The 13570-nt window shown below is 60.9% G+C and carries 11 protein-coding genes; 7 read left to right on the top strand and 4 right to left on the bottom strand.

The window, feature by feature from the left end; translation table 11 throughout:
• Positions 1–108 precede the first annotated feature (108 nt).
• The 4 genes from LAN64_02280 to LAN64_02265 form a co-directional block, all read right to left on the bottom strand.
• The gene (locus LAN64_02280) at positions 109–3834 is read right to left on the bottom strand and encodes a TonB-dependent receptor (GenBank protein ID MBZ5566657.1); all 3726 of its coding nucleotides are present in this window, start codon (positions 3832–3834) and stop codon (positions 109–111) included.
• Between the two features lie 206 nt (positions 3835–4040).
• On the bottom strand, positions 4041–4988 hold the full coding sequence (locus LAN64_02275; protein ID MBZ5566656.1) for an isoaspartyl peptidase/L-asparaginase: 948 nt from the start codon (positions 4986–4988) through the stop codon (positions 4041–4043).
• Positions 4989–5096: 108 nt separating this feature from the next.
• Positions 5097–5756, bottom strand: a complete 660-nt coding sequence (locus LAN64_02270) for a CDP-alcohol phosphatidyltransferase family protein (GenBank protein ID MBZ5566655.1) — start codon at positions 5754–5756, stop codon at positions 5097–5099.
• Complete coding sequence (locus LAN64_02265; GenBank protein ID MBZ5566654.1) at positions 5753–6238, bottom strand: transcription elongation factor GreA; 486 nt, start codon at positions 6236–6238, stop codon at positions 5753–5755. Before LAN64_02265 ends, LAN64_02270 begins: the two co-directional genes overlap by 4 nt.
• A gap of 287 nt (positions 6239–6525) precedes the next feature.
• Here LAN64_02265 and LAN64_02260 point away from each other — a divergent pair, with 287 nt between their 5' ends.
• The 7 genes from LAN64_02260 to LAN64_02230 all read left to right on the top strand — a co-directional run bounded on the left by LAN64_02260 (position 6526) and on the right by LAN64_02230 (position 13473).
• Positions 6526–7062, top strand: coding sequence for a CarD family transcriptional regulator (locus LAN64_02260; GenBank protein ID MBZ5566653.1), 537 nt, complete (start codon positions 6526–6528; stop codon positions 7060–7062).
• Between the two features lie 78 nt (positions 7063–7140).
• Positions 7141–7380 (top strand): hypothetical protein, encoded by a 240-nt coding sequence (locus LAN64_02255; GenBank protein ID MBZ5566652.1) that lies wholly within the window; start codon positions 7141–7143, stop codon positions 7378–7380.
• Between the two features lie 760 nt (positions 7381–8140).
• Entirely contained in the window at positions 8141–9724 is a 1584-nt protein-coding gene (locus tag LAN64_02250; protein ID MBZ5566651.1) for a hypothetical protein, read from the top strand.
• 173 nt (positions 9725–9897) lie between these two features.
• Complete coding sequence (locus LAN64_02245; GenBank protein ID MBZ5566650.1) at positions 9898–10986, top strand: VWA domain-containing protein; 1089 nt, start codon at positions 9898–9900, stop codon at positions 10984–10986.
• Between the two features lie 24 nt (positions 10987–11010).
• Positions 11011–11526: a rhodanese-like domain-containing protein gene (locus LAN64_02240; protein ID MBZ5566649.1), complete on the top strand. Its 516-nt coding sequence runs from the start codon at positions 11011–11013 to the stop codon at positions 11524–11526.
• Positions 11527–11529: 3 nt separating this feature from the next.
• The gene (locus LAN64_02235; protein ID MBZ5566648.1) at positions 11530–12060 is read left to right on the top strand and encodes a TlpA family protein disulfide reductase; all 531 of its coding nucleotides are present in this window, start codon (positions 11530–11532) and stop codon (positions 12058–12060) included.
• Positions 12061–12228: 168 nt separating this feature from the next.
• On the top strand, positions 12229–13473 hold the full coding sequence (locus tag LAN64_02230) for a BON domain-containing protein (protein ID MBZ5566647.1): 1245 nt from the start codon (positions 12229–12231) through the stop codon (positions 13471–13473).
• Positions 13474–13570 lie beyond the last annotated feature (97 nt).

Below are 13570 nucleotides of genomic sequence, written 5' to 3'. Positions count from 1 at the left end.
TGGTAAACGCAAGCGAGGGAACCACAAAGGCCCAACACTCACTACGCCAAGAAAAAAGCTCCAAGCCGTGCAGCCTGGAGCTTTGTTCGTGGAGCCTGGAGCCGGTTCTTACCAGGCCAGCTTTAGGCCGAACTGGAACTGACGGGGATCAAAAGCCGCTGTGGCCCGGCTCAGGTACCTGTTGCCCTCCCTCTTGTTGAATGCATTCACGTCGGTGAACTGCGGCGACACCGCGGCCTCGTTGAAGCGGTTGAACAGGTTAAACCCTTCAGCAATCACGTTCAGCTTGAGCCGTTCGGTGATCGGAATCGCACGGCTGATTCGCATATCGAACGAAGCGAAGCTGGTCGTGACCCCGGCGTTGCGGCCGAGGGTGCCGTCGGAAAATGGCGCCGGCAAGGTAAGCACACCATTGGCGCCAACACCGGGACGATCTGTCTGACTGGACTGATCGGCATTGGTATCCACCCCGGTGAGAATGTTGAACGGCCGTCCGGAGGAAATTTCGATGATCGGCGCCACCGAAAAATCTGCAAGCACACGAGTGAATCGGCCTGCCGAACGCCACGCAGGAGGTGAGCTTAGGAGCCCACTGAACACGAACCGGTGCCGCTGGTCAAACAGTGAATTGGAACGCTCTGCCCTCAGGTTGAGGTTGTCCTGGGGCAGGAGCAGGGTCTGCAGGTCGGAAGAGTCGTCGATGGAATGCGACCAGGTGTACGACGCCATGAACTGGAAGTTACGGCTGAACCGCTTCTTCAATTCGGCGTTGAACGCGTTGTAGTCCGACGTGCCGGTGGACAACTGGGCGTTCATCGAGCTGAACGGGCTGATGACTCCAGGCGTTCGCAATGAACCGGCGATCGCGGCGTTGAAAGCGGCGGGCGTCACCGCTCCACCAGTGAGGGCCGCCACCAGCAGGTAGTTAGGCGCGCTGGGACGGAAGAAACCGGCCGCCGCCGGGTTCACGATTTTCTTGCCGGTGGCATTGTTCACCACTACCAGCCCCGGGATGACCACCGTGAATGCCGCGCTGCTGACGGTAGGAAGCGAGAACGCCTGGGCCTCGGTGGTATTGGCCGGCGCGCGCCCGGCGAAATCGGTGAAGTTCTGAACCAGCAGGTTCGTGTTGGGAGCGTTTACGTCAATCGGCCGCGGGAGGTGACGATTGCCCACGAACACGTACCCAAGGGAGACTGACAGGCTGCTGGTGAACTGGTGTTCCATCGAGAAGCTAGCCTGGTTGGCGTAGGAGTATTGGAAGTTCTTGGAGATCGGCAGGGTGAAGGGCAGCACTGGCCCGAAGCCGGGGAACGTCTGGTCGTTGAAGCGCTGGCGTAGGAACTGGTACTGCGATCCGACGGCCACGCCGGGGGTCACCACGCCAGGGGCACAGACTGGGGTCAGGGCAGCTCCGGGAACGCACACTGTGCCCTGGAAGATCTGCGTCGCATTCAGCGAGGCCGTCGGCGAGGGGCTGCCCGGCAGTTCCACCAACTGCTGCTGTTGCGCCGCATCCGCGATGTCGGAATTGAAGGCGATGGCCTGCAGCGGATGGTCGTAAAAGAGCCCGTACGCGGCGCGGACAACCGTCTTGCCGCTATTGAACGGGTCCCAGGCGATAGCCAGCCGCGGGGCGACGTTGTTCTTGTCGATGGGAATGCCCTGCTGCACGTTGAGCGCGTCCTGCGCGGCAATTATGTCAGACGGGCTGAGCGTAATTCCGGTGAGCGGGTCCTTGACGCCGACCGGGTTGATCTTCTGCGTGAACTCGATGTCGTAGCGCACGCCGTAGTTGATGGTCAGGTTCGGGCGGATCTGCCAGGAATCTTGCGCGAAGAATGCAATCGGCTTATTGCTGAGCGCGCTGGCCGGATTGCCGAACCCCTGGATGTAGTTGGCGGGGAATCCCAGTCCATACTGTTGCACCGCCGTGAAAGCTGGAGCGCAGTTCACCGCGCCGGGAGTACAGCCGGGCACGTTCACGAACGCCGAGTTCAAGGTGGAAGCATCCAAACCGCCGAAATTGAACAGGCCGGCAAAGTTCAGTTCGAAAGTCGCGGCCACAGAGATCCAGTTGACGTCCCCGCCGAACTTGAAGGTGTGGTGGCCTTTGTTCCAGCTCAGGCTGTCGGTGAACTCATAGCGAGTTTCGGTGCGGCGCACCGGAGAGAACAACTCGCGGCCGAAAAACGCGGCGCCGGAGATGTTGGATGCCACCGCGTCGCCTACCCCGGAACGAAAGCTGGCAGCCCGACGTCCGTAGTTGAAACGCGCGTCATTGACCAGCCGCTGCGACAGAGTCGAAGTCAGCCCGACCATGCCCGACCAGTCATGAAACTCCTGTATGCCGGTTCTGGAAAAGTCGTTCTGACCCAGCGACTGATTCTGCGATTCCACCTGGATGCCCGTGATGCGGCTGGGATTGAACCCGGCGCGCGCGACCAACTGGTGGTTGTTGTTGATCTGATGGTCCAAGCGCACCGAAGAGAAGGTCGTTCCCTCCGACACAGGGAAGATTTTCTGCAACTGCGTGAGCGCGCGGAAAGCGATAGGATTTCCCTGCGCATCCGTGGTCGTCAAAGGTACAGGAGCTCCGGAAAGCAAAAACCGAGAGCCGACCACGCCCGGAAGAATGGGGCTGATGGCCGGGCACCCGCTGCCATCGTTCGGGCTACTCAGAGGATTGGTACCGTTGAGAGCAGTTGCGCCTCCGCTGGCGGCCAGGAAGGCATAGCCGCGGGCTCCACAAATCCCATTCGGCGTCCCTGTGGCCAAAAGCGCGTTGACGTAACTTACTTGGTCGGTGGTCAGATTATTGAATGTCCGCGCCACCGGGTTCAGTCCTGGAATAACCGGTATGCTGACTGACCCTTGCAGTCCCGCCGTCACGTCCGAGGTGAAGAAGCCCGACTCCTGGCGGCGGCGCTGCTCGAAGGCAGCGAAGAACCAGGTCTTGTCCTTCTTAATCGGCCCGCCGAGGCTGGCGCCGTACTGCGTGCGCGTGAAGGGCGGATCGGGGATGGGTGCGAACGCATTTTTCGCCTGGAAGCTGCGATGGCGCAGGAAACCGAACATATCGCCGTGCAACGCGTTGGTCCCGCTTTTGGACACGACGTTGACCACCCCACCGGAGGCGCGGCCGTATTCCGCCGCGTAGGAATTTGTGATGACCTGAAATTCCTGCACTGCTTCCTGGCTCAGCGTGGAACGCGCGGCATTGACCGAGGTGTCGGTATTATCGGCGCCGTCCACCTGCACCAGCGTGGACCGGCCACGCTGACCCCCGATGTTCAGCCCCGAGGTGGGAGCAGGCCCTATGGGTCGGCCATTGTCGCGGGTCACCGTGGAACTGGTCTCCGCGAAGGAGAGGTAATTCCTCTCATTGATCGGCAGGTTTTCGATGCGTTGCTGGTCCACCGTGCTGGCCACCGCCGAACGCTGCGTCTCGATCAACTCCAGTTCGCCGGTGACGTTAACCACCGATTCCACCGCGGCCAGTTGCAGGGCGATGGGCAATTCCGCTCTCTGTCCAACAGTGACGGTCACATTCGTGGCCATCGTCTTGGCGAATCCGGGCGCCTGTACGGAAACGTTGTACTGTCCCGGCGGCAGCGACAGGAACTGGTATGCGCCTTCCGAATTCTGAACGGCGGTGCGCTGAATGTTTCGGGCTGCGTTCGAAGCGGTGACGGTGGCGTTCCGGACCACCAGACCATTAGGATCTTTCACCGAGACATCCAACTCGGCGGTTGCGGCGGACTGCGCGGCGGCGCTGCCGCTGATCAGTATGATTGCAACCCATGTCAGCCACACCTTCATCAATCGCGTCATCGTCCTACCACCTTTCACCCGCTGACGTTTCCGAAAGACCGAGGACGCGAACTTGCACCATCCGGATTCACATCCTGGCCAGGAATGAAGACAGCCTATGTCAATGCGGGCAATGGAGCAGGCTTGTATAACAAAAGTACTCGGAAGGCAAGCGCAGCCCTCGGCCGAAGCGTCTTGGCGCATGGTTATCCTGGCCCAATTAGGGACTACGGAAGAGGCTGCACAGCTGGGATGGGTTCAATCTTGATCCCGCGATCCTGCTTTTCGGGTGTGCGCAGCGCCCATGCCATGCGTGGGGTGTTGTGCGCCAGGCCGAAGCGTCCCTTCGCGTCCAGCAGAATCAGGCCGCCGTGGCCGTGCAAGCGGCGGTGCAGGTAGTGAATCGCGTCCCGTGCTACGCGTGCCGGATCGCCTCTCGCCAGCACCTGGTCGGCCGCCCACTTAGCCAGCACCAGCTTCATCATCGGCTCGCCCCACCCGGTGGTCGAGCAGGCAGCGCTTTCGTTGTCGGCATAACAGCCGCAGCCGAGGAGGGATGAATCGCCAACCCGCCCCGGAGTTTTATTGAGCGTACCGCCGGTCGAGGTCGCCGCTGCAATGCTGCCTTTCCGGTCGAGCGCGACCGCACCTACTGTGTCGTGGGAGACCGCTGGCGAAGCGAAGATCTCGTGTTTTTCGCCGGCGCTTTCTTTTTGCTGCGCCTGCGTCAGGCGCTCAATCTCGCGTGGGATGATCAGCTCCGCGTTGCTGCACAGCTCGATCCCGTGCTCCTGCGCAAAAGCTTCCGCGCCTTGCGCGACTAGGTACACATGCGGGCTTTCCTCCAGGACCTTGCGCGCGGCGCAGATAGGGTTACGAATGTGCTCCACGCATCCGACGCCGCCGGCGCGCAGTGTGCGTCCGTCCATCATCAGCGCGTCTAGTTGCACCCGCCCATCGCGGGTTAAGAAGCTGCCGCGCCCCGCGTCGAAAGTTTCGTCATCTTCCATGACGAGGACGGCGGCCTCGATTGCGTCCAGCGCCGAGCCGCCGCATTCCAGCACGCGCCATCCCGCCTCCGCAGCGTTGCGGACGCCATTCAGATGCGCTTCCACCATGTCGTCGGGGATGGCCCACGCTCCGCCGTGGACTAAAAGGATCGGCTGGCTCGGCAAACAGGTTCCTCCGCTGGCTCGCCCCACTCGGTTGCCATGGAACGCCTCATCATAGCGCGATCACGCTCCGAGACCACCCAACATTTGCGAAGGAAAAAGGTAGACAGGTTACTTCGGCGCCCACTCCTGCTCGATCGGTTCGGGCTCACGCGGCCGGGACAGGTCGCGTTGGCGCGTCTCCAGATAGGTGTGTGCGATGCGATGAATCACCGTGATCTGCCCGAGCACCGCAATCACCCACAGCACCGGTGCCATGCGGTCGAACAGCGCGCCGATGATCACCAGCACAATGCGCTCCGGCCGCTCCATGAATCCGACCTTGCATTTGCCGATCAGCGATTCCGCTCGCGCCCGCGTGTAGCTGATCATCACCGACGTCACCATCACTACCGCCGTCAGCACCACGTAGAAGAAGCGGTTGGCGCGCGCGTAGTACACCAGCAGGCCGAAATACAGCGCCACGTCGCTGTAGCGATCAATGACGGAATCGAAGAAGCCTCCGAAGTCGGTGACCTGCCCCGTGGCCCGTGCTACCCGACCGTCCACCATGTCGAAGATCCCTGCCCCGATGATCACCAGGCCGGCGTAGCGGAACAGCCGCGCCTGGTTATCGGCATTGCCGTATCCGAACAGCACCCCCGCCCCCAGGTTGATCACGAATCCCAGGAACGTCAGGTAGTTGGGATTCACCCGGGTAAGCGCCAGCCCGTGCACGATCTTGTGCAGAATGACTTTGCACCCCCGGCCGAATGCGCTAGTCCAGGTCATGGCAACCCTTGCTGCTCCGCATCGTGGATCGTCACCAGCGAGAGCACTTCCATCTCCCGGTTGCCGGTCGGGCTCACCACCGTGGCCGTGTCTCCCACCTTTTTTCCCATCAAAGCTTTGCCGATCGGCGACGTCGTCGAGATCAGACCCTTGCTGACGTCGGATTCCTCGCTGGTCACCAGCTTGTATTCGATCTTCTCGTCCTTCGTGGAGTCATAAACCTTCACCGTCGATCCCAGTGCCGCCCGGTCCCTTGGGATATTGTTCATGTTCACCAGCGAAAGGTCGCCCATTCTCTTCTTGAGCTGCCCCAGCCTGGCGCGCACGTATTCCTGGCGCTGCTTCGCCATGTGGTACTCGGCGTTTTCGCTCAGGTCCCCCATGGCCACCGCCTTCTTCAGTTCCTTGGGGAGCTCGTGGTTCAGCTCGTATTCCAGCGCCTGGATTTCCTCGGCAAGCTTCTTCTTAATGTGTTCTGGCATGTGGAGTAGACGGTCTCCGCCGCTCCGGCCCGCGGCCTGGGATGGTCAGTCCGCCGCATCCTCGGCGGCTAACCCGCTGTGATTATAAATCGTTCTTCCCGGCGGGTACCTCCCCTCGGCCACTCTGCGCCAAGATGCGCCACCCCTCCGGCAAATTGATTCTAAAGCATAACTCCACCGAAAACCTCTAAGTTATAGGCTGATTTGACGTTTTTGGAGATTTACGATATATTAACAACTGCTTACCTCCAGCTCGGACTGCCTACCACATTTCGCAGGTGCCCTTCATGAGTAGCAACTCGAACCTGAGCTTCGACATCGGTGACAAAGTTGTCTATCCCAACCACGGCGTAGGAACCATCGAACAGATCAGCAGCCGCACCATCGGCGCCAGCGTCGAGCGTTTTTATCTCCTGAAAATCAAGTCCAGCAGTTTGAAAGTCATGGTTCCGTTCAACAACGTAGCCAACGTCGGCCTGCGCCGGGTTATCCGCAACGGCGAAGCGCAGAAAGTCATTGACTTCCTTACCGACGGAAAGTGCTGCAACCACAGCGATTGGAAGTACCGGTTCAAGGAAAACTCGGAAAAGATGCGCACCGGATCGCTCCTGGAGGTCGCCGCAGTGCTGAAAGGGTTACTCCTCCTGGCCCAAAGCAAGCCACTTTCATTTCGCGAGAAGAAGATGCTGGAGCGCGCTCGCTACCTGCTGGTAAGCGAACTCGCCATGGCCAAGAACTGGGATGAAGCCCAGATTGAGCAGCTCCTCTCCAAGACTCTGGCTAAGTCAAGGCTCCGGTTCCCGGAGACAATTGCTGAAGCATAGTGTTTCCGTACCTTCGACGACGCTTCGCTTCTGGCTGAGCGAGATGCTGGCGTAGCGCATTTCCACGTTCTCACCTGGGTGGCCGGCCAGGGCACCAATGCGACGGCACCAACGACCGCCTCTTCGTCGACGCGGGCAACTCCCACTGCCACCGCCACCAACGAAATTGGCGGCACCAGCGGCATCGTCGTGGACAGCAACAGCGGCCAAGGCCAGGCTTCCAGCATCTACTTTGGGACACTGCAGCCGAGCGCCGCTTCGCCCTGTGGCGCCAACCTCTATTGCGCGGTGAAGCTCGCCCAGGGCACGCTGCAGTGAACCGGCAGACCAGCCAAACTTTTTCGCGCAATTCGGGGTTCCTGCGCAGGATGTCTCCGAGATAAACCAGGCACCCAGTTGCCTGAATGGTCTTACCAGAGGCTGGGAGAGGAGGAGTGTTGCAAAAAATCGAAAAAATCGGCCGATTCCGGCCGTGCCGGTGCTGATGGCAAACCGTCGGGAGTCCTCCGAAAAAGAATCGTTTCGCGAACAGGCGAGATGGCCGTACAATAGCGCCATTTTCGAGATCAAGAAGGAAATTCCGGATAACCTTAACGGTTAAGAAGAGCGCATAAAACGGGTGGTTAGGCTTGTCCTCGCCCGGGATTTGCCCGCGTTCATGCGTTTCTCGACGGCTCTGCACCATTCGCGTTGAGGACATTTTCGGTTTGATGACCGGTCGGCGTTTGGCGCCTGAGCAGAGAGTGTGGCAACTACAGATGTTGGATCGAGGCAAGTGATGCGGCGCCGAGGATCTGTTCATATTGTTGTTCTTCTCGCGGTATGTGCGGTTGCGATGTTGTTCAGCATTCCAATGTCTGGAGGGGGAAGGGATGTCTCCCACCGTGCCGTTCCGGAGTTCCACGATTGGAGCACGCGCCACGTCGTCTACTCGAGCCAGGGATTCCTCCCTGATCTGAATCTGGCAGGTTTAGATCCGCGCGCCTCCTTCAGTTGGCGCAGGCGTGCGCTCGACGACAGACGCCCTCGCGGGAGTCCAATTTCCCGGCCTCGGCCTAAACGTCGACCGAGAACGACCATGCACCGTGATTGGAGCATCAATCTTGGTACCGCGGGTACCGCGCCGGGCATGTTCCCCGCGAAATTCACCTTTGACGTGACGCAAGCTCCCAGTTGCGCTAACGACTATGTCGTCTACCCGATCGCCGCGAGGGGCAGCGCAACCCAGCCGAATCTGGTGGCCTTCAACAACCTTTACAGCGGCACTGCCGGGGGCACGGGCGTCTGCAATCGTACCGCGAGTGCGTCCGACGTCGGCACCTCCGCGACGGTTCTCTGGTCGTACAACATCCAGGGAATCGCCGGTGGCGGCGCTGTGCCGACCTCACCCGTGCTTTCCTACGACCACATTAACGCGAACTCCGGAACGAAGATAGCCTTCGTCGAGTCGGTCACAGGCAGCCCGGCTCACTTTCACGTGCTCGCCTGGAAATCCGGCGATGGGCAAAATGCCGGCGACGTGCAAAGCGTTCTGACACCCGCGACGATTAGCACTTTTTCTACGACGGCGCCCGTCGCGGGCAGCGGCACAGCGACCGACCTGGCGCTCGGCGTCTCCACCAGCGGCACTGACACACACTCTTCGCCGTTCGTGGACTACGACCGCGATGTCGCTTACGTCGGCAATGACCTGGGAGTTTTATACCGGATCAAGGATGTCTTCTGTACCTCGGTCACTTGTTCGGGTACGAATCCAGCGCCGAGTCTGGATGCAACCTGGGGCATCGGAGGCGCCGTAACAGTTTGCAGCGGAGCACTCACCGCCCCCGTCCTCGACTCCGTCACGCTTAATGTGTACGTCGGCTGCTCCGACGGCAAGCTCTATTCGATTTCGCAGTCCGGAACCATCCAGTCGATCGTGGTCGGCGATGGCATCGCCAGCATGACATATGGCGCCATCGTCGATGCGCCAGTCGTGGATAGCGTCAACGGCTTCGTCTACGCCGCCAGCGGTTCGGCAAACGGCGGCGCAAATGGCGTGATGGTCCAAGCCACCGTGACCTTCAGTTCCTCGGTCGCCGTACCCATTGGCGCAGGCAATCAGTGCAACGTGCACGCCCCTGTCTTCAATAACGCCTACTACACCAGTCCAACCGCGGCTGGCGCCATGCTTTATGTCGGAGGAGTCGCCGGCGCGGTTAGCCAACCTTGCTCGGCTAGCTCGACGACGAGCGGAAATGTCTTTATTTATGGTGTCACGTTTGGTGCGGGAGGAGTGATGACCTCGGGAGCACCGGCGAACAGTCTTAATGCTGGTGGTGGCCCCGGCGCCGAATGGGCTCCTCTGCTTGAATTTTATAACGCGACCACGGCCACCGATTGGCTGTTCGTCGCTGCTCTCCAAAGCAGCCAAACGAACATGGCTGCGGTGAACATCACCACGAGCGCTTTCGGAGCATTTGGCCCGTTTGTCGAATACGGCGCGGGCCCCAGCGGAATGATTGTGGATAACAACGCCAGCACAGCGACCTTCCCGCAGGCTGCCAGCATCTATTTCAATTCTCTGCAGCAGAATGCAGCCTGCAATAACAACACTCCCCCTACGGTATTGACGAACACCGGCGGGTGCGCCGTGAAACTGACTCAGGCGGCTCTGCAATGAAAACCATCGCCCCAGGCTGCCGCGCGTTGTGAAACCGGCGGGCCGGTGAAGCAAATAAGAATCGTCAAGCCATCGCTCGAACATGCGAACCTGCTAACCAGCCAAACTTTTTTGCGCAACTCGGGTTATGAACTGTGGGTAGGGTGCTTGCCACGCCAGCCTGTCACATTGCCATGAGCGGGTCGCCACCACCAAGACACGAGCGAGCCGGCGCGCCGACGCTACGCCGAACGGTTAGCGCGCTGGTTGCACTGCTGTCTCTCGGCCTGCCTGCAAGCCCGGTCCGCGCCCAGCAAATTCCCACGTTCTCCTCCAACGTCAAGGTAGTGAACGTTCCAGCGACGGTGCGAACCAAGAAGGGGGAGATTGTCCGAGACCTCACCAAGGATGATTTCACGGTGTCGGAAGATGGGCGTCCACAAACGATCAAGTATTTTGCCAAGGAAAGCGATCTTCCGCTTTCGATTGGCTTGCTGGTCGACACCAGCCTGAGCCAGAGGCGGCTGATTGACCAGGAGCGCAGCGCCAGCTTCTCGTTTCTACGTCAAATGCTGCGGGAGGATAAGGACCGGGCCTTCGTCATTCACTTCGAAGGCGAGGTGGAACTGCTCCAGGACCTGACCTCGTCCCGGCAAAAACTAGAGTCGGCCCTGAACGCGCTGGAGACGCCCCAGCAGGTCCGAAGAGGAGGAGGCGGCGGGTGGCCGGGATCGGGGCGCAGGGGCGCCGCACATGGGACCGGTGGGACCGCGCTCTATGACGCGGTATTCCTGGCTTCCGATGAGGTGATCAGAAAACAGGAGGGCAGGAAGGCGCTCATCATCCTCTCCGATGGCGTGGACAACGCCAGTCGAGTCTCGCTGGAACGGGCGATTGAATCGGCGCAGCGCGCCGACACCATGGTGTACTCCATCCTGTTTGCCGATGAGGAGGGGTACGGAGGAGGCTGGGGCAGGATAGGCGGGGGGATGGGCAGGCGCGGCGGCGGCTATCCCAGATATCCCCAACCTCAATCGTCCACGGCGGACGGCAAGAAGGTGCTGGAAAGGATATCCAGGGAAACCGGCGCCCACTTGTTCGAGGTTTCCAAGAAGCTGCCGATCAACGAAATCTACGCCCGCATTCAAGAAGAACTGCGCAACCAATACAGCCTCGGATACACTCCCGATCGCATCGAAGGCGGCTATCACAAGATTCATCTTGCGACCAAGCAGAAAGACCTGATCGTGCAGGCGCGAGACGGCTATTACGCGCAGCCGTAGTCCTCGCTTACACTAGATGGTGCTATGAAGGGAATAGAAAATCGCCTGCCTGGGCGCGGCGGTGTTGCGGCCGCGCTGATCGTTTTCCTTGTCACCTGCCTGGCGCTGATCGCCGCGGCCCAGAGCGGGGGGAAGGCGATACCGTCTTCCGAATTGCCATCGGGCAGCGCGGAGTTGATCCAGCCCGAAGAGCTGCTCAAGACGCTTTCGTCGCGCGGTGCCAAATCGCTGGTTCTGTATGTTGGCCCGCGCTTCCTTTACGCGCAAGCGCATATACCCGGTGCGGAATTTATCGGGCCGGCCTCAGACCCGCAAGCGCTTGATCGTCTGCGAAAACGGGCTGCGGCACTGCCGAAAAATGCGCGCATCGTGCTGTACTGCGGATGTTGCCCGTGGGAACACTGTCCCAATATCCGGCCAGCGTTCCAAGAACTTCAGAAGATGGGGTTTAGGAATGTGAAGGCGTTGTATTTGGCGAACAGCTTCGGCGCCAACTGGGCGGAGAAGGGGTATCCGGTGGAGAAGGGTGAAGCGCGATAGGTGATGAGGAAGGCCGCTATCATCGTCGCTGCCGTCGGCTTCATCATTGCTCTCTACGTTGGGACGCGCCGCCACGCCGGGGACCGCAAAGCTGTTGCCGAGCCCAACTCCGCGTCCGCGATGGCGCCCGCGCTGTCCCTGGTGGACCTTGGTGGAAACAAAATCGAGACCGCGAGCTACCGGGGCAATGTCGTGCTCATTAATTTCTGGGCGGCGTGGTGCACCCCGTGCGCGCAGGAGATTCCGCAGTTTGTAGCCTTCCAGGACAGGTACCGCGGGCAGGGATTTCAGATCCTCGGCATTTCCATGGAGGACCAGGAGAGCGCGCTGCGCCGGTTTTACGCAACATACAAGATGAATTATCCGGTGGTGATCGGGAACCAACGGATCGCGCAGGATTACGGCGGCATCTTGGGGCTGCCGACATCGTTTCTCGTCGGGCGCGACGGCCGCATCCAACAGAAGTATGCCGGCGTGACCGATTTCGCCCGGCTGGAGCACGATATTGTGGCACTTTTGCAGGCGGGCAAGTAGCGGTGTACGGCCTGGGTTGAACCCCTTAAGCCGGCAGGCAAGGAACTTTTGTGTCTTGCCGGGGTTAAAAGTTCGTAGCAACCGTTTTCCGGGCTCCGGTGGTGTTGTAGGCTTGTGGCAGAGGGTTTCGGTGCCGCGCCGGGGCCAGTCAGGGGTGACGTTATGACGATGAAGCGGGTATCCATTCTTCTTTTTCTGGCCGCGGTGGTGCTGGCCCTGGCGGTGGGTTGCAGCCGTGCACGCAGCGACGCGCAGATCATCGGCGAGGTCGTAACCAAGATCAACGCCGATCCCAAGATTTCCGAGAAGCATGTCTCGGTCATGTCCAGCAACGGCGTGGTGACGCTGAGCGGCTCGGCCGTGACAGAGGAGGAACGCGCCCAGGCCGCCAATGACGCCGCGCAGGTCGAGGGAGTGAAGACCGTTGTCAACAACCTCCTGCTGGACGCGCCGCCCTCGATGCAGGCCAGCGCGCTGCCGCCCGCGGTGGATGAAAAGGTGGAGAAGCCGGCCGCGCGGACGGCGTCGCCTTCACGCCCCGGCAAGAAGCCCTCGGCCTATCGCGAGCGTCGCCAGGAAAGTGCTTCGGCGCGCAACGCGGCCAACGACATGCCGATCATCTCATCCGGCCCCAGCGTGAACACCCCCATGGTTGCCATGGCTCCCATGCCTACGTCGAGCGCTCCCGCAGTTCCGCCGCCTCCGCCACCGCCGACGCCGGTTACGATCGAAAGCGGCACCGTGCTCAACATACGTATGATTGACCCGGTGGACACTGGCAAGAACCACGCCGGCGACAGCTTCCGCGCCACCCTGGATTCGCCGATTACGGTCGGCGATAAGGTCGTGATTCCGGAAGGAGCTGACGTGGTCGGCCGGATCGCCGACCTTAAAGATGCGGGACATTTTGCCGGCCAGCCGGAGTTGGCACTCGAGCTAAGCAGTCTGTCGGTGAATGGCCGCAAGTACACGCTGCACACCAACCAGTACTCGCGCCAGGGGAAGTCCCGCGGCGCCAGTACCGCCAAGAAAGTAGGCGCCGGGGCGGCTATCGGCGCCATCATCGGCGGGATTGCCGGCGGAGGCAAGGGCGCTGCCATCGGCGCGGCCACCGGGGCCGGCGTCGGCGGCGGGGCGCAGGCCGTCACCAAGCCGGAGGAGGTGCGGGTGGATTCGGAAGCGCTGCTCAGTTTCCGCCTGGAGAGCCCGCTGACCTTGATGCCGGTGTCCAACCTCCAGCGGCCGCGCAACAATTACAGTGGCACCTATAATGCGCCTCCGCCGCCGGACAACAACGACGACGACATCATCGATTACTCCGACAATTCCAATAGCAACAGCAACTCGAACCGGCCGGTGCTGAAGCGCCGGCCCGGCACGACCGATCAGAGCGGCAACAATCCGCCGCAGTAGCGCGTTTGTGGCACACGCGCCCTCGCGTGTGCCGGGCTTCAGCCGCTGAGGTGGAAGTGCCGAGCGCAACCTGTCCCGATGCGCAGCGAGGGAGCCC

The sequence above is a fragment of the Terriglobia bacterium genome (assembly GCA_020073185.1).
Lineage (GTDB): Bacteria > Acidobacteriota > Terriglobia > Terriglobales > Acidobacteriaceae > JAIQGF01.
Note: the sequence above shows the minus strand (reverse complement) of the source record. Positions and strands in the feature narration are given on the sequence as shown.